Annotated in this window: 19 protein-coding genes; 10 read left to right on the top strand and 9 right to left on the bottom strand. The window is 33.4% G+C overall.

Annotation, left to right across the window (positions count from 1 at the left end; genetic code table 11):
• Nucleotides 1-13: 13 nt before the first annotated feature.
• Nucleotides 14-502, bottom strand: a complete 489-nt coding sequence (locus ACWA1B_RS13345; RefSeq protein ID WP_456907651.1) for a hypothetical protein — start codon at nucleotides 500-502, stop codon at nucleotides 14-16.
• Between the two features lie 508 nt (nucleotides 503-1,010).
• Here ACWA1B_RS13345 and ACWA1B_RS13340 point away from each other — a divergent pair.
• From ACWA1B_RS13340 to ligD, 3 genes are all read left to right on the top strand, one after another.
• The gene (locus ACWA1B_RS13340; protein ID WP_456907649.1) at nucleotides 1,011-1,385 is read left to right on the top strand and encodes a response regulator; all 375 of its coding nucleotides are present in this window, start codon (nucleotides 1,011-1,013) and stop codon (nucleotides 1,383-1,385) included.
• Between the two features lie 315 nt (nucleotides 1,386-1,700).
• Nucleotides 1,701-4,976 (top strand): CheR family methyltransferase, encoded by a 3,276-nt coding sequence (locus ACWA1B_RS13335; RefSeq protein ID WP_456907647.1) that lies wholly within the window; start codon nucleotides 1,701-1,703, stop codon nucleotides 4,974-4,976.
• A 246-nt stretch (nucleotides 4,977-5,222) separates the two neighbouring features.
• On the top strand, nucleotides 5,223-7,796 hold the full coding sequence (gene ligD / locus ACWA1B_RS13330) for a DNA ligase D (protein WP_456907645.1): 2,574 nt from the start codon (nucleotides 5,223-5,225) through the stop codon (nucleotides 7,794-7,796).
• On the opposite strand, the gene ku is transcribed toward ligD, so the two are convergent.
• Together ku and ACWA1B_RS13320 are read right to left on the bottom strand one after the other, a co-directional pair.
• Nucleotides 7,791-8,561, bottom strand: coding sequence for a non-homologous end joining protein Ku (ku, locus tag ACWA1B_RS13325; RefSeq protein WP_456907643.1), 771 nt, complete (start codon nucleotides 8,559-8,561; stop codon nucleotides 7,791-7,793). The two genes, ligD and ku, sit on opposite strands and share 6 nt — an antisense overlap.
• Before the next feature lie 761 nt (nucleotides 8,562-9,322).
• The gene (locus tag ACWA1B_RS13320) at nucleotides 9,323-9,694 is read right to left on the bottom strand and encodes a winged helix-turn-helix transcriptional regulator (RefSeq protein WP_456907641.1); all 372 of its coding nucleotides are present in this window, start codon (nucleotides 9,692-9,694) and stop codon (nucleotides 9,323-9,325) included.
• A 117-nt stretch (nucleotides 9,695-9,811) separates the two neighbouring features.
• Between ACWA1B_RS13320 and ACWA1B_RS13315 the strand changes: the two genes are divergently transcribed.
• Genes ACWA1B_RS13315 through ACWA1B_RS13305 form a run of 3 tightly spaced genes read left to right on the top strand, consistent with a single transcriptional unit; the run spans nucleotide 9,812 to nucleotide 11,877 of the window.
• Entirely contained in the window at nucleotides 9,812-10,849 is a 1,038-nt protein-coding gene (locus tag ACWA1B_RS13315) for an NADP-dependent oxidoreductase (protein WP_456907639.1), read from the top strand.
• Between the two features lie 20 nt (nucleotides 10,850-10,869).
• Nucleotides 10,870-11,313, top strand: coding sequence for a nuclear transport factor 2 family protein (locus ACWA1B_RS13310; RefSeq protein WP_456907637.1), 444 nt, complete (start codon nucleotides 10,870-10,872; stop codon nucleotides 11,311-11,313).
• A gap of 54 nt (nucleotides 11,314-11,367) precedes the next feature.
• Nucleotides 11,368-11,877, top strand: coding sequence for a dihydrofolate reductase family protein (locus ACWA1B_RS13305; protein WP_456907635.1), 510 nt, complete (start codon nucleotides 11,368-11,370; stop codon nucleotides 11,875-11,877).
• Between the two features lie 431 nt (nucleotides 11,878-12,308).
• Here ACWA1B_RS13305 and ACWA1B_RS13300 read toward each other — a convergent pair whose 3' ends face one another.
• From ACWA1B_RS13300 to ACWA1B_RS13275, 6 genes are all read right to left on the bottom strand, one after another.
• Complete coding sequence (locus tag ACWA1B_RS13300) at nucleotides 12,309-13,628, bottom strand: DUF1214 domain-containing protein (protein WP_456907633.1); 1,320 nt, start codon at nucleotides 13,626-13,628, stop codon at nucleotides 12,309-12,311.
• 815 nt (nucleotides 13,629-14,443) lie between these two features.
• On the bottom strand, nucleotides 14,444-15,748 hold the full coding sequence (gene hemA, locus ACWA1B_RS13295) for a glutamyl-tRNA reductase (protein WP_456907631.1): 1,305 nt from the start codon (nucleotides 15,746-15,748) through the stop codon (nucleotides 14,444-14,446).
• A 255-nt stretch (nucleotides 15,749-16,003) separates the two neighbouring features.
• Nucleotides 16,004-16,597 carry a globin family protein gene (locus tag ACWA1B_RS13290; protein ID WP_456907629.1) on the bottom strand — a complete coding sequence of 198 codons (594 nt, stop codon included), beginning with the start codon at nucleotides 16,595-16,597 and terminating at the stop codon, nucleotides 16,004-16,006.
• Between the two features lie 19 nt (nucleotides 16,598-16,616).
• The gene (locus tag ACWA1B_RS13285; RefSeq protein ID WP_456907627.1) at nucleotides 16,617-17,051 is read right to left on the bottom strand and encodes a hypothetical protein; all 435 of its coding nucleotides are present in this window, start codon (nucleotides 17,049-17,051) and stop codon (nucleotides 16,617-16,619) included.
• Between the two features lie 130 nt (nucleotides 17,052-17,181).
• On the bottom strand, nucleotides 17,182-18,021 hold the full coding sequence (locus ACWA1B_RS13280) for a DUF5777 family beta-barrel protein (protein WP_456907625.1): 840 nt from the start codon (nucleotides 18,019-18,021) through the stop codon (nucleotides 17,182-17,184).
• A 27-nt stretch (nucleotides 18,022-18,048) separates the two neighbouring features.
• Nucleotides 18,049-18,438 (bottom strand): OB-fold protein, encoded by a 390-nt coding sequence (locus tag ACWA1B_RS13275; protein WP_456907623.1) that lies wholly within the window; start codon nucleotides 18,436-18,438, stop codon nucleotides 18,049-18,051.
• Between the two features lie 168 nt (nucleotides 18,439-18,606).
• Here ACWA1B_RS13275 and ACWA1B_RS13270 point away from each other — a divergent pair, with 168 nt between their 5' ends.
• From ACWA1B_RS13270 to ACWA1B_RS13255, 4 genes are read left to right on the top strand one after another with little or no spacing between them, the layout of a single operon-like run.
• Nucleotides 18,607-18,975, top strand: a complete 369-nt coding sequence (locus ACWA1B_RS13270) for a hypothetical protein (protein WP_456907621.1) — start codon at nucleotides 18,607-18,609, stop codon at nucleotides 18,973-18,975.
• A 14-nt stretch (nucleotides 18,976-18,989) separates the two neighbouring features.
• Entirely contained in the window at nucleotides 18,990-19,529 is a 540-nt protein-coding gene (locus tag ACWA1B_RS13265) for a YceI family protein (RefSeq protein WP_456907619.1), read from the top strand.
• Nucleotides 19,530-19,582: 53 nt separating this feature from the next.
• Complete coding sequence (locus ACWA1B_RS13260; RefSeq protein ID WP_456907617.1) at nucleotides 19,583-20,128, top strand: YceI family protein; 546 nt, start codon at nucleotides 19,583-19,585, stop codon at nucleotides 20,126-20,128.
• Between the two features lie 55 nt (nucleotides 20,129-20,183).
• Nucleotides 20,184-21,071, top strand: a complete 888-nt coding sequence (locus ACWA1B_RS13255) for an AraC family transcriptional regulator (protein WP_456907615.1) — start codon at nucleotides 20,184-20,186, stop codon at nucleotides 21,069-21,071.
• Nucleotides 21,072-21,135: the final 64 nt, after the last annotated feature.

Raw genomic sequence — 21,135 nt, 5'->3', positions numbered from 1 at the left:
ATGAAAAAGCCGTCTAATCAGATGGCTTTTTATTTTTAAAAGTTTTAAATTCTATTGTTTTTTCTAATTTGTTTTGTGCAGACCTATTTAATTGTAACGAAGTTTTACTCTTACGCCAATATTTTATAACAGATGACAAGCAATCTTTAAATTTTCTTTCACTATAGGGGTTTATGAAATAACTCTGGTTGGGACTCGAGGATGGATCAATTATATAACATTGAGAAAAAAGAAGCGAAAAAAAAATGCAAGGACATTCTAACTGATAACATAGGTCAGTATGATTTTTGTAATTTGAAGAAATACTCTGGTGAAACTGGAGCACATTTGAAAAAATTAAAAAAGGTTTCAGTTTTTTTGAAAAGATAAAAAATTCAGCTTCGCTTAAACTATTAAAGCATAAAATTTGATTTTTTATTCCTAACTCTAAAAAAGTATTTTCAAACAATTTTTGGTCTTCTCTCATTTCTTCAATTAAAATAATAGGGCCTTTTTTGTCCATATGCTTATTTTTTAAATTATTACTATGAAATTTTGACTTAAAGAGCACTTATGTTTACACAATTACTTTTTTAATTTCTATAATTTCCATATTTTATATTTAAAAACAGAATATTGAAAGCGCCATAACATCACGATAGATTTATTGAAAGGAGAGTTTCCATCCATAAAGTAGAACACATTGGACAAAGTCAATATGATTATGCAAAAAGCAATATGGCTAACAGTAAAATTGCCTTAATTGTACTCTTAACAATTAGGGAATTTTTAATTAAGACAATTTTATTTGCTTTAGTTTAGGTTCAAAAACTATTTTTTTAAAATTAAATAGAATGATATGAATATTAAAGTAATTGAAATAGGTTTTTATTCAAACAAATAAGAAAAAATTCACAAAAAGTGGTAATTATATAAAAAAAAAGTAATTTTATATAAAATCATAATTAAACTCGTAATTATTTTTACGAAAATTCATATAAAAAATGCTCTGAAAACTATAAGATATGCCTATGAAACAAAAATATATTTTACAAATCGATGATGATCCTGATGATTGCCAATTCTTTCAAGAAGTAATAGCTTCATTTTCAATGATTGTATATTCTTGTATACAAAACCCGATAGAAGCATTAAATAAATTGACAGCAAGAGAGATTTCTCCTGATATTATTTTTTTAGATCTTAATATGCCTTTAATGAACGGAATAGAATTTCTGAATAAAATTAAAAAAATAGATATTCTAAAAAATATACCCGTAATTATATTCTCTACATCCTCGGCAGACCAAGATAAAAAAACAGCATCAATTTCAGGAGCACAAAGTTTTTTTACTAAGCCTTACAGTGTTTCTGATCTGCGTGAGATTCTTCAAAAAATAATTTAATTATTATTTGCCCTTTATCTGCTTTATTCCATAAGGCAATCTATAAGCCCCTATAACTCTTATTTTGTTAAGAATTCTCCAATAAGATGAATTGTTGAGACGTTCAATGCATATTTATTATGGCATTATTTCTTTTGTTCTCGTTAAGTTCGTCTTTATTATGAAAAAACAATTTCATGATACGATTAAGTATGTAAAATATACTCTATTATTTAAACAAATTCAGCTAAAAAATTAATTGAATAATTTTCATTTAAGCATTCCATTTTAAAATTTTAAGAAAATCTTTTTTATTCCCTGTAAATTCTTCTTTATATGATTAATCAAAATGTATCTGGACAAAAAACAAAAGAAAATTTTCCCATCATAGGAATAGGTGCTTCAGCCGGAGGACTCGAAGCTTTCAAAAAAATATTGTCTGCTATTCCAAAAAATTCAGGAATGTCTTATATAATTATACAGCACCTATCTCCAGATCATCCAATCGGTCTTGCAGAGATACTGAGTCAGTATGCCCCTATTCCTGTACATGAAATAGTACATGATATTAACCTGCATCCTGACACTGTTTACGTTATTCCAGAAAATAATTTGGTAAAGGCTTATGATGGAATTTTGAAACTTGAACAGAGAAGCCGCAATGAGAGAAGGAATTCAACAATCGATATTTTTTTTGAATCACTGGCTGAAATTTACAAAAGTTTTGCTGTTGGGGTTGTGCTCTCAGGAGCCGCTTTTGATGGAACTATCGGGTTAAAAAAAATCAAAGAAAATGGAGGCGTCACAATTGTGCAGGATCCTGAAACGGCACTCTTTAAAGGCATGCCTCAAAATGCAATTGATGCTGATGCTGCTGATTACATATTAGCTCCAGAATTTATTCCTGCCAAATTAATACAGATTCACAAAAGCTATAAAATCAATCACGGATACTCTGAAGAAGATCATGTCTCTGCTTCTGATGAAGATGTACTTGGGCAAATTTTCAATACTGTACTTCTTAGAACCGGAAGTGATTTTCGCCATTACAAGCAGCCCACAATGAGAAGACGTATTGCAAGAAGAATGGTTATTGTTCAAAAAGACAATCTTCTTGATTACTATAATTATCTCCGAAATAATAAAGATGAACAGGAACTGCTGTTTAATGATTTACTCATCCATGTTACCTATTTCTTCAGGGATCAGAATGTATATGATAAAATATATGAAAATGTTTTTCCAGAACTCTTTAAAAATATTTACAATAATACGATTAGGTTATGGATAGCTGGCTGTGCGACTGGCGAAGAAGCTTATTCTATGGCAATACTACTCCATGAATACATCACTGAAAGAGGATTGAAGGAAATCAAAATCCAAATTTTTGCGTCGGATATATCAGAGAAGTCTATAACAAAAGCAAGAAAAGGAATTTACTCTGCCCAGGATATTCAAAATATGCCCGCTCAAAAATTGCAAAATTATTTTACAAAACGTGATGGGCTGTATTATGTGAATAAAATAATTCGGGAGAAATGCATTTTTGCAGTTCATGATTTCATAAAAGATCCACCATTTGCAAAAATCGATCTGGTTTCTTGCCGCAATGTTCTTATTTATCTTGATCAGTCGTTGCAGCATAAAGCGCTTGGATTGTTTCATTATTCTTTAAACGAAAACGGATTCATAGTCCTTGGCAAGTCTGAATCGGCCTCTAGCCTGCCCGATTTATTCAAAAATGTCGAAAAACAGGAAAAAATTTATGTGAAAAAGTTTGACATCAATACTGAATTAAAAAAAATTAAAATCGAAGTCCCCTTTAATGTTAAGGGTGCAGAAATTCCAGATAAAATTAAATTTGCTGAAGCCGATTTTCGAAAAACAGCATTTGATATCCTATTTCTTAAATATACTCCGGCAAGCGTTATAATAAATGAACATTTAGATATTGTATATTTCCATGGCGACACGGGGCCTTATTTGCTTCCTTCTCCAGGAAAACCAAATTTCAATGTCTTAAAAATGGCAAGGGGCGCGATTAGTTTTGAACTACGTAGTGCTATTAGTGATATTAAAAATGGCCATAAAAGTATTATACGAGAAAATATTTCGATACCAAATCAAACATATTTAGTTTCTTTTGAAGTGATAACTATTCCGAAGCATAAAAATCATTTAATGATTTTATTTTATCAAAAACCAATAAAAGAAACTTCTTTTGACGAAGTTAGTTCTTCAAAAAACGAAGGTCTACGTATGATCGAACTTGAAGAAGAATTACAAGATCTTCGTGTAGAATTTAAAAGAGTCGCCGAAAATCAGCAGATGGCATTCGAAGAACTGCAGGCCTCAAATGAAGAACTTTTAAGCAGCAGTGAAGAACTTCAGGCCCTAAACGAAGAACTCGAAACTTCTACCGAAGAACTTCAATCTTATAATGAAGAATTGCTGTGTGTAAACGACGAGTTGCTGGATCGTCAAGAACAGCTTATTGCAATGCGAAATTATTCAGAATCAATTATCAACACCATAAGAGAGCCACTGCTGATTATAGACAAAGATTTCATAATTAAAAGTGCCAACCCAGCATTTTATAAATACTTCCAAACAAATGAAAAAGAAACAGAAGGACATTCTTTTTTTGAAATAGGAAACTGTCAATGGGATATTCCTGAATTTAAGGAACAGATTTTTAAAATGAATCTTGAGCATCATTCAGTCGAAGATTTAAGAGTTTCAACAGACTGTAAAGATATTGGACAAAAAATAATGATGGTTAATGGACGTAAAATTATTAATTCACAACCTCCTGGATTAATTCTCTTGGCGCTTGAAGATATAACAGATCTCGTAAAAACTAATGAAATGCTGACCGACAAAAATTTAGAGCTGGAAAATTATAATAACCAGCTTGAGACTTTTACTTCGGTGGCAAGCAATGATCTTCAGGATCCTCTGCGTAAAATACATATGTTCTCTAAGAGAATTCTGGAAAAAGAAAAAGAGATATCAGAAACGGGCAGACATAATCTTGAAAGAATTCTTTTTGCAACGGCTAATATGAGTCAGCTTATAACTGATCTTATTGAATATACAAAAATTAATTTCCAGCAAAAAGAATTCAAAAAAACAGATCTCAATGCGCTTTTAAAAAAAATCAACAGCAATCTTAAAAGTGAAATTGTCCTTAAAGGCGCCATAATAAACATCGCTCCGCTTCCAAAATTAAATGTTATTCCATCTCAGATGAAGCAACTTTTTAAAAATTTGATTAAAAATTCACTCGCTTATTCTCGCCCGGATATCATACCTGAAATAAATATAGAAAGTAGTCAGCCTGACGAAGCTGAAATTCTAGAATTGGGGGGAAATCCTGCAATCACCTATGTAAAAATTTGTTTTACTGATAATGGAATTGGCTTTCAGCAAGAATATGAAAATAAAATTTTTGTTCCATTTTATCGATTGCATAATAATGATCAGTATACCGGGAGTGGTCTTGGACTTGCAGTTTCGCAAAAAATTGTATTAAATCATCGCGGATTCATAAAAGCTTCAGGCAGAATCAATAAAGGAACTGTTATTTGTGTATATCTACCACAAAATTAAATACGATTTGAAATAGTGCCTATTTCATTCATAATTTTAATTTTTTGAAATCCGCAACATCATTCAATTCAAAAAAACTGCACTTATCCTGATCCATTTCAACTAGCTTGTTCTTATAAGCATCATTTAGACCAAGAATTTATTTTACTGACAATTATATAATTTGTGATTTTAATCTTATAATTTAAAAAAGCGCTGTCAAAGTAAATTTGAATAGTAAAAATTGATTTTTGTAAAAAAAAAATTATGTCACTTTCCAAATACAACCAAAAGAGAAATTTTAAGCAGACGCATGAGCCGGAAGGAAAGGTCCAGAGATCGGCCAGCGAATTGGTTTTTGTGGTTCAAAAACATGCAGCTTCACATTTACATTACGATTTTAGATTGGAAATGAATGGAGTACTTAAAAGTTGGGCAGTCCCAAAAGGCCCTTCAATGAATCCTGAAGTTAAACGTCTCGCCATGATGGTTGAAGATCATCCGTACAGCTACAAGGATTTTGAAGGAACTATTCCCGAGGGAAATTACGGTGCAGGAAATGTAATCGTCTGGGATAATGGAACTTATTCTTCAGACGAAAAAACAAGTTCTGATGAAAAACAATTGCTTGCCGATTTAAAAAAAGGACGTTTGAGCTTTATTTTAAAAGGGAAAAAACTTAAAGGCGAATTTTCTCTCGTAAAACTTTATGGGAAACAGGAAAATGCCTGGCTCTTGATTAAAAAACAAGATAAATATGCTACTGAAGATGATATTTTGGAGAAAAATAAATCTGTTGTTTCTAAAAGAACTTTAGAGCAATTAGAAACCAAATCAAAAAAAATAATATCGGAGCCTGCTGATGATGAATCCGAAAAAAAATCCATAAAAAAAAAGACTAATGTAAAAGCAGCGCAAGCCGAATTTATAAAACCAATGCTTGCCAGAACTATCGAAAAACCTTTTGATAGTGAAGAATGGATCTTTGAGAACAAATACGATGGCTATCGCACAGTAGCTGTAATCAACAGTAATAAAATAGAGTTATTCAGTCGCAATAAAATTTCATTCAATGCTAATTTTAAGCCTATTGCTGATGAACTGAAAAAAATTGATCATGCCGTAGTTTTAGATGGAGAAATTGTCGTAGAAAATGATTCAGGACGTGCAGATTTCCAAATGCTTCAGAATTATTTAAAGACAGGAATTGGAAACCTAAAATATTATGTTTTCGATTTACTGAATTTAGATGGGAATAGAGTGACCGAATTATCGTTACTTGATAGAAAAGAACTTCTCAAACTTTTGTTTAATAAATATTCTTTTTCGAATATTTTCTATTCCGAACATACAGTTGGCAAAGGTATAAAACGCTTTGAGAAAGCTGAAAAACAAAAAAGTGAAGGAATTATAGCCAAAAAGGCAGACAGCCCTTATACAATAGGAAACCGAAGCGGTAATTGGATGAAAATTAAAACTTCAAATCAAGAAGAAGCGATTATCATCGGGATAACAGAACCTAAAAACTCCCGAAAATATTTTGGAGCAATTTTACTAGGTCAATACAATGGAACAACACTAAAATATATTGGAAAATGTGGTACAGGATTTTCAGATTCTGTTTTAAAAGAACTATATAATAAACTTCAGCCGTTTTTTATATCGAAATCCCCGCTTGACCAAAAAGTGCCTTTAAGAGATGTAATTCAATGGGTTAAACCCAAATTGGTATGCCAGATCAGATATTCAGAATGGACCGAGGATGATCATTTGAGACATCCTGTTTATTTGGGATTACGAGTAGATAAAAAAGCCAACGAGGTTTTATTTATAGAAAATTCAGATGTAAATATCAATAAGATAACTCATAATCAAGACGAAATGGAAGGATTAAAAGAACAGAAAACGGAAAATAATTATGATTTTAAGGTAGGGAAAAGAATTCTTCATTTAACTAATCAAAACAAAATATATTATCCCGCGGACCAAATTACAAAGGGAGAAATCGTTCAGTATTATAATGAAGTAGCGCCTTTGATTTTGCCATATTTAAAAAATCGTCCTGAATCAATGAATCGCTTTCCGAATGGAATTGATGCACCCAGTTTTTATCAAAAAGACGTTGATTTGGATAAAACGCCTTCTTGGCTAAAAACTGAAAAAATTTTCTCTGAATCAAACAATGAATATATAGATTACCTAATATGCAATGATAGGGAGACGTTGATTTATATGGCAAATTTAGGTTGTATTGAAATGAATCCTTGGAATTCTACCATAAAAAACATTGACAATCCTGACTGGCTTGTAATGGATCTGGATCCTGCAAAAAAAGAAGATTTTAATATTGTCATCGAGACTGCGCTGACTGTAAAACAGCTTATGGATGAATTAGAGACAGAATGTTTATGCAAAACTTCAGGTGCAACAGGGCTTCATATCTATATTCCGCTTGGTGCAAAATACGATTATGATTCGATTAAAATTTTAGGCGAACTAATTGCCAAAGAAGTGCAAAGCAGAATTCCAGATATTACTTCAACAGAAAGAAGCATTAAAAAAAGAAGCAATAAACTTTATATCGATTATCTTCAAAATCGCCGTGGCCAAACTTTGGCAGCACCATACTCTGTACGTCCAAAACCAGGAGCAACAGTTTCGACGCCTTTAGAATGGGATGAAGTAAATGAAAAATTGCATCCTACGCAGTTTACAATCAAAAATGTTTTGAAGCGTTTTGATAAAAAAGGAGATTTATGGGTACCTGTCCTTTCAAAAGGAGCTGAAATTAAAAAGATTATCAAGAAATTGGAAGAAAATCAGTCGAGTGAAAAGCTATGAAGATTTCTTCTCTAAACTTGCTTTTAGCATTGAGATTAAATCATCATTTTGTTTATGAACCACTTTCATTTTAGGAGAAATTTTTTGAATTTTTCCTTTGGCTTTCTTTTTAATAATATTTAAAAGCTTGGCGGTATATTCATCTTTGAAACCTGTGATGTCAAATTTTTCGGTAAGCTGATCAATGAGCTTTTCTGCCATATCCATTTCTTTCGTAGCTTTTTTAGAAATTGGAGGAAGTTTTAAGTCATCTGTAGTTTTTATTTCTTGTTCAAATCTTATTCTGTTTAAAACGATCACATTTTGATATGGTTTTAAAATGGCAAGGCTTTCTTTGTTTCGTAAAACAAAACGTGTTACGCCTACTTTTCCTGAACTCTCAAGCGCATCTCGCAGCAAAGCATAAGCATTCATTGCTCCTTTATCTGGTTCGAGATAATAAGGCTGTTCATAATAAATACTTTCAATTTCTTTTTCCAAAACAAAGCTTTCAATATCAATTGTTTTGGTCTTCACAGCATCTGCCGCTTCAAAATCTGAATCTTCCAAAATGACATATTTATCATCAATTTTATATCCTTTGACAATATCTGCATAATCAACTTCCTTCCCAGTATTTTCATTGATACGCTTGAATTTGATATTTGCGTTATCTTTTTTATCAAGCATATCCATATCCAGACTGCTTTCCTGAACTGCAGAGAATATTTTGATAGGAATATTTATCAATCCAAAACTCACCGAACCTGTCCAAATCGATCTCATAAGCTTTCTTTTCTAAATTCGATTAAATTTAATACAGAATTCTGGTTTTACTTTATATCATCTTTTGAAAGTTTTATAAAATAACAATGAAACAATTCTTAAAAACTTTTTAATAGTTTCTAAAATATGATTCGAAATACAGATAAGGTACAGTATAAAGAATTATAATTCTAAACCGAATTTGATTTATTTTACTGAAAGAATCTGATACTTAAAATTTTATAGAAAAGCTGCTAATTATTAAGAAGGTTTAAGCGCCGCTCCCGCTAAAAGCAGAAGAGACGACTGCTTGGTCGTCTCGTCAATTCATAAAAAATAATTTATACTCTTTTTTTGCTAGTTTGATTGTTATTTTACAAAAACGACTAGTTGGAAAAATTCGCCATTCCTCCAACACATGAACAAATTAATGCTCTTTCTCAATAATATTAACTATTTATACATTTTTGCCGATATCAGATATTTGCAAACGCTCCAATCTACATTTTTGGAATAGGCAAATCCATATTTTATAATAACCTTCCATATATTGTAGCCAACTATTTCCATATTTAAATTAAGTTTAAACATGTCCAAGTACTTTTTATTTACTGATTAGGTGCAAAAATAATAACGAGCCTTTTTCTCTTTAAATTTCTTATTAGTCATGCGCAGCCCAGCCATTAAAAGAGCTTAATAGTATAGTAATAACACATAATTTTAACTAGTATAGTCTCTTTAATACCATGTCTGGTCAAAAAGACTACGCGCTTCCGGTCTGATTATTTAACAGCCATACGGCCGCCTTCTTTTTGCTGCTCTTTTTCAATCTGTTTGTCCCCCCACTCTTTTAGATAGCTTACAAATGGAATCAGTTCCTGACCGACTTCACTGAGGGTATATTCTACTTTAGGAGGTACTTCGTGATATACTTTTCGGTTTATCAGATTATCATTTTCCAGCTCTCTTAATGTCTGTGTAAGCATTTTGGTGGTGATATCGGGCATATTTCTGCTCAATTCTCCATAACGCAGAATCGAATACTGGTGGAGATACCATAAAATTCTTCCTTTATATTTCCCTCCGATACGCTTAAATGCGTAATCTACAGAACATGTCACCACTTCGGGACATATTTTTTCTTTTTTATTCATTTTTAAAATACTGATATTCAACAATACATTCCTAAAAGTGTGTAAGATACAAAAAAGTACATACTTGACAAAAGTATTGCTAAGTTATAATTTTGATGCTCATTAAAATTAAATACTATGAGTTTAAGTACTGAACAGAAAAAAGACAGACCGGTTGCCATGAAAGCAATCAGACAGCACACATTTGGGGGCCCTGAGGTGCTTCGCTACGAAGACGCTCCAATACCGAAAGTAAAAAAAGGAGAAGTGCTGGTCAGAGTAAAAGCAGTTGGACTGAATCCTCCCGACTGGTATCTGCGAGAAGGATATAGAATGCTACCGCCTGAATGGCAGCCAAAGGTCCCTTTTCCGGTTATTCTTGGCACAGACATTTCCGGAATAATTGTGGAGACGGCCGACGATGTAAAAGGATTTTCAGCCGGTGATCATGTATATGCTATGGTTAAGTTTCCAAGTTATGGGGAAAGCCAGGCATACGCGGAGTATGTCAGCGTTCCGGCTTCAGAAATAGCAATAAAACCTATTGGCATAGATTTCGTTCATGCGGCAGCTGCTCCAATGTCACTGCTTACTGCCTGGCAGTTTTTAATTGCGCTGGGCCATGATGAGCCCAACCCGCTACAGACTTACAGGCATGAACCTGTTGCTCTTCAAGGCAAAAAAGTGCTCATAAACGGAGCAGGCGGAGGCGTTGGACATTTCGCAGTGCAACTAGCCAAATGGAAGGGAGCATATGTAATTGCCGTTGCTTCAGGAAAACATGAAAATATGCTGCGTACCTTGGGAATAGATGAGTTTATTGATTACACCACACAAGCTGCCGAAAATATCGCCACTGATCTTGACCTGGTTGTAGATGCCGTTGGCGGTCCAGCTTCGGAAAGATTCATAAAAACCCTTAAAAGAGGAGGCGCCCTGTTCCCTATTTTTCCTTTAGGATTTTCGGGTAATGATGAGGCTGAAAAATCCGGTATAACAGTATCTGCCACACAGGTACGATCAAATGGCAGACAGCTTGCAGAAGTGGCCGACTTAATCAGCGCTGGAACAGTGAAAGCCGTTATCGACAGCATTTATCCCCTTGCAGATGCCGCTAAAGCGCATGAAAAAGCTGCCAAAGGAAATATACAAGGAAAAATAGTGCTCACAGTCTGAAATTTAATAATCTAGAAAAAATGAATGTAAACGAATTAGCAGACAGAATTGCGATCAGAGAACTAATTGACCGCATTTCAATGCTTGGCGACCAGAAAAAATTTGAACAGCTGGCGCAGCTATTTTCAGAAGATGCCGTCTCGGAAACAATCTTAGAGGGAAATACAATCCTGCACATTACTGGCAGAAAAGAGATGGCCCGCACATTTGCTGAATTTCTTCAGAAAGTTGAGACTGTTTACCATTTCAATGGCCAGCAGATAATCGAATTTGATGGTGATAACGCTAGAGGTACGTGCTATTGCTTTATTACGCTTATTGGCAGTGAAGATGGAAAAAAAATAAAAACCAAGATTGGGGCTGTTTATGAAGACCACTACATACGCACCAACAATCAATGGCTTGTATCAAAGAGGCTCGGGCGTTTTGAATGGCAAGAAAAAAATGCAGAAATACCGTGCTGAGCCCTAAAATGAAATTGTAAAAATTTTAATAAGTATTTTTTAAATTTAAAGATCATGAAAGTTAATGTAATTGCGAATATTTCGATTAACGGCCAGGTTCTGCTTGCAGGAAAACCAGATCATCAGGTGCCTGAGCAAGCTTTAGGCTATTTTATCCAATACATAAATGAAGTTAAGAGCGTCGTACTCGGAAGCGCCACTTATGATGTGCTCGAAAGTTTCCCCGGCGGGGCAAAAGGTGTATTTCCGGGAGTTGAAATAGTGATTCTCTCTGGACAAAAGCACAACAACATTCAGCATAAAGTTGCCGTTACTCCTCAAGAAGCACTCAACTACCTGTCAAGTAAAGGGTTCACTGAAACAGTATTGGGCGGCGGTGCAAAAACATATAATGCTTTTCTGAACAGCGGATTGGTTACAGATATCTATTTTAATTTCATCCCAATCACGATTGGAGACGGCGGAGTAATTGGAAATCAAGACAGCGATACCAGAAAATTTAAACTTGTAGAAAATAAGATGCTCACTTCTGAAATTTTGCAGGTTCATTACTCTGCCGTCTAATTCTCGCTAATGATTAATGCGAAGCTCTGTAAAAATCATATAAAGTGTAACCTTAAACACTGCACTTTTTATTGTTTATGCCCATATGGATATTAACTATACATGCAAGGTATTACATGTATATTGTTGCTCAAGGAATATGTTTTAACATTTTTTAACGTTAACCCTTATGATACATACAAACCGTTTACAAATAAAAATTTAAAATAATTATCTTTACAAATTCACTTGGAAGTAAGCCAATTTCTTCAAATCATCCAAAAAAAATGTTGAAATTTGTCCCGTTGAGGTCACAAAGCCAAATGGCGCCAATTGAAGACAATTGGCGCCATTTTTTTATGCGATTGCTGTTATTAGTAAAAGCAAATCTTTTCTACTCTTATTAACTTAGCCTCGAGATCATATAATTATAGTTAATTAATTTTTGACGTTTATTGCTTTAGTAAATCCGGCGGAGAATAACTGCCATCGATTATATCCTGCGATGGTCCATAATATCTAAAAGTTAGGTTGTATTTTTTACCCTCAGGCGTCGGTATCCAGTTGGATTCCGGCAAATTTTGAGGTTTTTTAGTGCTATAAATAATAGTCAGTGAACCGTCATTATTGAATTTTAATGGTGATTGATTATTTAAAAGATATCTTTTCAGAGGATTTGGAATTACCTTAAACTCTTTTCCGTCAACACAGATCACAGACCAGAAATATTTTACTTTGGACTGAGGCAGTTCATTTTTAGCAAAAGTCTGAGTGTAGACTGCACTTCCATCATTTCCCGTTCTGATAAAGTAAATGGCTTCTTGTAAATTATTAGCCCAGATTCCTCCCAGATTAACAACGGTTCTGGTTTTAAAGTTTGATCCATAATTTCCTATTCCAACAGGATGCGACCATCCATTTTGTTTTTCTCCGGGCGTTTTAATTAATTCAGCAAGCTCCTTTAATGACTTCTGTTTAATTATTTGATCCACTCTGGTTCTAGCTTCACTTCCTGATTTTACCAATTTTTCTACCTCCTTAACTTTAGCTCGTACATTTTCCATTCCTTTGTTAATATCTGGCTCGCTGTCTAAAATTCCACTGGCGTTATCAAATAGTTCTGCTCCCGGCAATTTATCATTTGTAAAGTGAGCTAATTTATAAAATGGCCTTATCTGTGGTTTACCGCTTTCAATTACTTTAAACTGCTTTTCAAGAATTACAGCCTCCTGAACATTTTTACCTAGTTCCAAACGCGCCAAAACCCGCGATGTTTTCACGGGAAGATCAACTCGAAGTGCATCACCCGGTATTTTTGGATTACTGCCTTTCAAGCATAAAGCATATTTACCGTAAGGTTTTTGAGGAAAGGTTCTCTCGTTAATATTAAGTATGGTTTCTCCCCATCCATTTAGCATATGCCAGGTGTAATAACGTCCCTCAATTTTAGGAATTTCCAATATCACATAATTATTCTCATCAACCGCTATCCAGGCTTCCATGTAGACTACGTCCAAATTTGGATTTGCCCAGTTAACTCCACCCGGTGCGCGATACTGAATTTTATTCCATTGAAAACCTTCTTTTTCAAAATCAAGACGCTGTTGTCTAAGTACAAATGCTCTCCCAAGCAGATACAAATAGGCATCTGAAATATCATTATCTGATAATGCTTCAACTTTAGAGACATTATTATTATCAATTACTTTTTGTTCTTTTTTACAAGACAGTAATAACAAAAACATAGAAAGGTATAGAAATGATTTTTTCATAAAAAAATTTTAAATAGTTAAATATCAAAATCGTTATTTAAAATTATTTATAAAAGTTCATTTACCCTTACAAATTGAAAAAAAATACGTTTCATCTTATAAAATGAAACAAAACATTTGACCATTCTAATTTTTCTGGCAAAATCGTGCCATGCAAATATTGGAGTAGCTTCTGATTTTGCCACAAAAAAGCAAAGGCGATTTTAATAAAAATAGGATAATATATATTTTTTTGATGCTACATTTTCCACAAATCCCCTACAGGACATCTAAAGCAAATTACCAAAGCCACTGGAGGTTCGAACTTCCGTTAAGGATATAAGATTTTTTTCTCGGTTCTTTGGCATCTCAAGTAAAGATATAAACTTATAAACCCGACGCTGAATCGTGACATAATCCACAATCACTCCTCTGATCTTCATTATTTCCTCAACATCAATGACTTAGTGTAAATCTTAATTTGAAATATACTGCCCGAAGTATTATCCATTTTGGTTAAGACATTATAAAATAAAAAAACAGCCTCAACGGCTGTTTTAATTTTATGTGATATTATTATAAATCTCTGATTTTCTGTAAATGTCAAATAGAATAATTAATCACCATCATATGTGATGTATTGCCATAATACATTTTCTTGAGATTAAATTTTTTGGATACCTAAACTCCTTCCGCTATCAATAATTTTCCCCGAACCAGCTCTCTGTGATCATATAGAAAAATTTGGGCATCATTTCAGTACCGCCAGATCAGGATTATCTTTTGAACTTTATACTTTTAAAATTCTAGAATTGAGTCCTATTGTTTTAGAATTTTTATGACAGGTTAATTTTATATTTTTCTTCTGCTGGTGAAGGACTTATTTTCTGCGTAAACTGTCCAATTTGGAATACTTTTTCAATAAACTCTATTTTTTGATCCAAGGAAGTATTTTCATTTTTTAAGTGGGCCGCAAAATGGTTTGTTAATTTTTGAATAATTCTGGAACTTATTAAATCAATCTGAACATCATCAAAATTGGTTGTTTTCTTTCTTTGAAAAGCAAATTCAGCCGATACAATATCATTTAATTTAGCTTTTAAGGCATGAATAGTTGGTGCACATTTTCGACCGTTTACCCAAGTATTCAGTTCTAGTTTCATATCATCAATAATAGCTTCTGCAGCGGGAATATGCTGTTTTCTTCTTTCCAGCGTGTCATCAGTAATTTGAGATAAATAATCCAGATGTATTAAGGTTACACCGGGTATCTCTTCTACATTAGTATCTACATTGCGTGGAATAGACAAGTCCAGAATCAATAATGGTTTCTGTAGAGCAAGCGATGTTTTGTCAATAGTCGGTTTTTGTGCTCCTGTAGCTACAACCAGCACATCGGCCTGCTGTAATTCTTTTTTCAAATCGTCGTAATCTTTTACAATAACATTCAGCTTTCCAGCCAATAATTCAGCTTTACTTTTTGTTCTGTTTATAAGGGCAATATGGCTGTTTTTAGTATGTTTTACTAAGTTTTCGCAAGTATTTCTTCCTATTTTCCCTGTCCCGAATAACAAAATATTTTTATTTCCAATATCTGCTACATTTCGGATAATATATTGTACTGATGCAAAAGAAACGGATGTTGCACCAGAAGAAATTTTAGTCTCTGTTTTAACTTTTTTGCTCGCTTGAATAACAGTATTTACTAAACGGTTCAGAAAAGTGTTTACCAAACCTTCTTGTTTACTATGATTAAAAGCGATTTTAATTTGGCTGATGATTTCAAAATCGCCCAGAATCTGACTGTCTAAACCTGTCCCTACACGAAACATATGGTTAACAGCTTCTTCATTCTTATAAATATACGCAGCCTGCTGAAATTCTTCTACAGAACCATTGCTGTTTTCGCAAAGCAATTTGATGAGTTCATAAGGATGATGGGCAAATCCATAAATTTCAGTTCTGTTACAAGTAGAAGTAACAATCAATGATTCTATACCTTCTGCTTTGGCTTGCATCAATAAATCAGATTGTGCTTTAGTATCTAAACTAAATTTTCCTCTTATAACTGCATCTGCTTTCTTATAGCTTAACCCTAATGCGTAAAAAGTGGTAGATCTGGACATATTAAAATTTTCCATATTTATGCTTTCCTTAAAAAGTTCAAAAAATTATTACTAAGTAATTTATATAACAAGGCTAGAAGGACTTACTATATCGCTTTACAATACATCGATTCAAATTGGCGATTTTATATAATTGCCTGCCATTATACATGATAGTAGACTTTCAAAATATTTATATACTGATTCTAAAATATTGTTAAGAGTCCGGCACTTCAAATAGTATTGATATATAAAACGCTGCCTTTTTCAGGCAGCGTTTTGAGAAGAAAATTATTTTTGAACTATAGGAGTTCTCAATGATTCCAAAACAGCAACAATATCCGTGTAAAGCTCTGTATTTGAAGCAACTCCATTTGCATTGGCGGCTGCACCTACATAACCTTCGAATTTTGTATAATCTGCACTGCTTGATTTTGTTCCCATACGAGGATTTTTCGCAGGATCATGCGCTGCAACCATATTCAAACCAGAATATGTATTTACAGCATTGGTACCTCCCGTATTAAATGAAAAGAAATCAGTCAGATTATCTGACAATTTAGCAATATTGGTCGACTGGGTAGTTCCGGTTTCTGCCAATAAAGGTGCAAAATGTGCCTGCAAATTACCTGCCGCATTGGATTGAATATCAGCAACAATTAATCCAATAGTTGAATTTACGACTTTACGGAAACTCAAACGACCCTGTTCGATCATCTGCCCTGAATTATCCGGATCGGAAACCATTTTAGTTCCGCCTAAGCGTTCATAAATTGATGCTTTTACAGGAGGTGTAGGGGTTTCGTCGTCATTACTGCTGCAAGAAATCATAGCTGCAGATGCAGCAAGCAATACACTAAGTGTAAGTTTTGAATAAATTTTCATAAATTAAGGTATTAAAGGGTTAATTAAAAAAACGATTTATTTTTTGAGATAATTTGTAGCTCAAACTATTTTGATTCATTGGGCAGACTTCTTTGTTTGCTAAATTTGCCGGCAGAATATAACGCTTAGCATCATAGTGTCTTTTAGACATCAACTCATTGAAAACTTTCTCCGAGTTTGTAATTTTATTGTTGTGGAAATACACCACAACGTTTCTTTTAACAATAATAGAATCAGATGTGAGGCCTTTTATACTTCTTAAATCGGAACAGATTTGTCTGGCCTGCAAAGAATCGATATCTAATTTAAAATCGATTCTGCTTACCTGCAGATTTGGCGTGTCATAAACAGGTGGTTTTACTGTTATAATGTGGAAAAGCAAAATGGCGATAAATAGCCCAAATACTCCGCTCAGTATAAAAAGTCCTTTTTTGATTATTTTATTAGTTTTCATAATTTTTTTATGGTTTTAAAATTATCTACGTTTACTTTACCGTTGCGGTTTTATAAATAATTGCAAATCGATTAATTTAGAATCGTTTTAAATACAGAAATTACCTAATAATTTAATTATAAAGGAAATACTAGAAAACTCTGGCAAGATTAAATCCAAAAAATATATCTCCTTTTGTCCAGTCGCCAGTTGTTCTTCCAAGATATCCAGCTTCATCAATTGCCTGAGAACTGGTAAAATGCATTTGAAAAACATGCCCGCCAGTTTCTAAATCAAAACCTATAGATAGTGGATTTTTATAAATAGAATTCGGTGCTCTGTTTAAATGCGCCGCATAGTCCATGTTTAAAGACCAACGTTTAGCGAATTTATATCTTCCTCCAAAACCTATGGCGTATTGAGTGTTGCTTTGATCTACGTCTTCAACAAAATTTTGATGAAAGAATGACGGCACAATTTCTAAAGAAAGTTTTTCAGAAAATTTTCGGGAGATTAACAACTGTGCTACATAAGTAAGCCTGTCTTTAAATTCAAGTTTAGGGTACAAGCTTTCTTTTAACGTGTTATTAATAGACAAACTATTGAACCCGGCGATAGTGACGGGAAAACCCTCTTTTATTTGAGGAAATAGCATATACTTTGTTGCAAAGTCATATGCAAATTCACTTCTGGCCGCACTTACATTAAGTCCATTTGTCAAACCGTAAATAAATTTAATTTGTGTATTGGCATTATCCAGTCCGTAGAAACCTTCAAAACCATCTTTAATAGAACCAAATCGGTGTGCAACAACAAAATACAAATCACTTTTTGCAGCCAATTTTGTAGACTCAAGATTAACGATTTTTAAGGCTTTGAATGCAGATGTCACTTTTTCTTTTGTAGAAGGAGTTTCTACACCAGACAACAAATCGGTTTGGGAGAAAGTTGATATCGGAAATAAAAAAAATAATAGAATAAAGTTTTTCATGAAGTTAGTTTTAAATTGTTATTTGTATTAGTGTACAACTGAAGATTGGTCTATTTTAAATTCCTGGAGCAATTCGTCATATCCTAAAAACCTCCCTTTAATCTTGAGGGTTTTCCCGGAAGTAATACTTTGAGGTAAACGGTTTTTGAATGTCACAAATATTTTTTCGCTCATAACAATTCCATTACCAGCTTTATCGATACTTGTTACTCGTGCAGATAATTCAATTGTTTTGTCCTGATATTTGATGTAAGCCAGACTGTCGTTTGAAGCAAACTCTCTTTCTAGTTCGTTAACGGTTACAACATAATCGGCAGTTTCTGATTCTATGTCCCTATGCCCTTTGTAGATGTAGAAGAAGGACAAAATTCCGATTATTATAAAAAGGGAAATTGTAGTTAGTATTTTTTTTCTCATAACTGGTTTTTAGTATTTGGTTTTATTTACGTTAAAAAATACCTATTGGATTTAAACCATTAAATATGCCTTTTGTTAAATCTGTATTATTCTTTTCAACGTATATGATTTTGAAATGCCTGATGATTCTTAAAATCATGCCTTTATTTATAACTAAAAACCAATCTTATGAATCTAAAAACACTTTTCGTTATCTCATCATTAGCTTCAATCTTTGTAAGTTGCGCCAACGATGATCCAAGTACCTTAATTGACTCTACACCAATTAATGGTTTGGCAACATACAACCAAAATGTAAAATCTATTATTGATAATAACTGTGTTGTATGCCATGCAGCAGTTCCTAAAAATGGAGCGCCTATGTCATTAGTTACCTATGATCAGGTGAAGAATGCAGTTTTAAATCGAGGATTGCTTACACGAATTTCTTTAGAAAATGGAAATAGTTCCTTAATGCCGCAGGGCGGACCAAGATTACCTCAAACCACTATCGATATTATAAATAAATGGAATCAGGACGGATTATTAGAAAAATAATCTAGAACAATATCATGAGGAAAATCATAATAATGCCAATGCTATTGGCTTCTTTTATTGTTTTTTCGCAAGAAAAAATAGTAACTAAATCTGCAGCAATAACGTTCGAAGCTTCAGTACCTTCTTTTCAGCCGGTTGCAGGAACTAACAGCAATGTAACTTTTGTTTTAAACCCCGCAACAGGAGAAGTGGCAAGCCTTGCTTTAATGAAAGGATTCCAGTTTGAAATGGCTTTGATGGAAGAACATTTTAATGAAAATTACATGGAAACCGATAAGTATCCAAAAGCCATTTTTAGAGGCCAAATTGAGGGGTTCGACATTAAAAGTCTAACAGAAGATTATAAAGATTATATCATAAAAGGGAAGTTAGAACTTCACGGTAAATCTAAAGATATAAAAGCCACTGCAAAAATTACCAAGACGGGGCCACGAATCACCATCATTTCTGATTTCGACGTAAATGCCAGTGAGTTTAGCATCCCTATCCCATCGCTTATTAAGTATAAACTTGACGATAGGGTCAAAATTCAAATTATTGCGGTTTTAAAATAAGTGCTAAACCAGATAAATCTTATCCATTAAAAACAATGTAAAGCCAAAAAAATATGAAAAAAAACATACTCATTGCCATGCTATATGTCTGTGCTATTGGCCTCTCACAAGAAAAAATGATCACTAAATCAGGAAAAATCACTTTTGAAGCATCCGTTCCTTCTTTTGAAGAAGTAAAGGCGACAAATACCAACGTTACTTTTGTGCTGAATCCTGCAACGGGTGAAATTGCAAGTTTAGCCTTGATGAAAGGATTTCGATTCAAAGTCGCTTTGATGGAAGAACATTTCAATGAAAATTATATTGAAAGCGACCGCTATCCAAAAGCAATCTTTAAAGGAAAGATAGAAGGATTTGATCTACAAAGCCTAAACGGAAATCCTACCAATTTAATTATTAAAGGTAAATTAGAGCTCCACGGAAAATCGAAGGATATAAGCACCACAGCAAGGATAAGCAAATCAATATCAGGAATTACTATTGCATCTGAATTTAGTGTAAATGCCAGTGATTTTAATATTGAAATACCTAGTCTTGTAAAAAGCAAAGTTTCCAATAAAATAAACATTCAAATTACCGCAGTTCTTAGGAGTAAATAGACATAACAAGAAAAAATAATCTTGAATAGCAATTATTCACTACATCAAAAAAAAAATGGAGGAAGAAATAAAAATTGAAGACGACCTTACCCTTATCCGCTTTCAGAATGACAGTTCAGAGCCTCTTTTTGTCAACCGTGAGCTCGGAAGTGCTATGATTCAGTTTCATTTTGGACTGAAGGGCAATAGCAATTTTTTGTTCAGTCAGGATAATCATGCTTTAGAATTAAAAGAGGAAAAATCGCTGCTTTTGTACCATCCGCAGAGCCAGCCATCACTTCATTTGGAGGTTGCTCCAAATTCATGGGTGGTTTCTATTATTGTATCGATTAAGAAATTTCACTCGCTGTTTTCTGCCCAAGTAGATTATATTACGCTCTTAAGTTCCGATAGTAACAATAATGAAAAATACTATACTGAAGGAAATATCAGTCCCTCGATGGCAATTGTTTTAAGCCAGCTGTTTCATTATAATCTTCAACCATCCCTAAAAAACCTTTATTACAAAGGAAAAGGATACGAACTGCTAAGTTTGTTTTTTAACAGGTCTGAGAATCCAAGTGCGGAAAATTGTCCATTTTTAATAGATAAAGTCAATATATTGAAAATCAGAAAAGCCAAAGAAATTATTATTGCAAATATGAATGAACCACCTAGTTTAGATGAATTGGCAGATGAAATTGGCCTTACTATGAAAAAACTCAAAATGGGTTTCAAACAAATTTACGGCGATACTGTGTATGGTTTTCTGTTTGATTACAAAATGGATTTCGCCAGAAAACTGCTTGACAGCGGTTCCTATAATGTAAATGAAGTGGGATTAAAGATAGGTTACAGCAGCGGAAGCCACTTTATTGCAGGATTCAAGAAAAAATTTTCAACAACTCCAAAAAAATACCTGATGTCGATTAATACCAATTTTAAAACAGCATCGATCTTGTAGAATGCAGCATAAAAAAAATAGTATTGATTATATTTCTAGAAGCGGCAAAAGCTCCTTTTAGCAG

The organism is Flavobacterium xizangense (assembly GCF_054075145.1).
The sequence above is the reverse complement of the archived record's forward strand: the minus strand, read 5'-3'. Positions and strand labels throughout refer to the sequence as shown.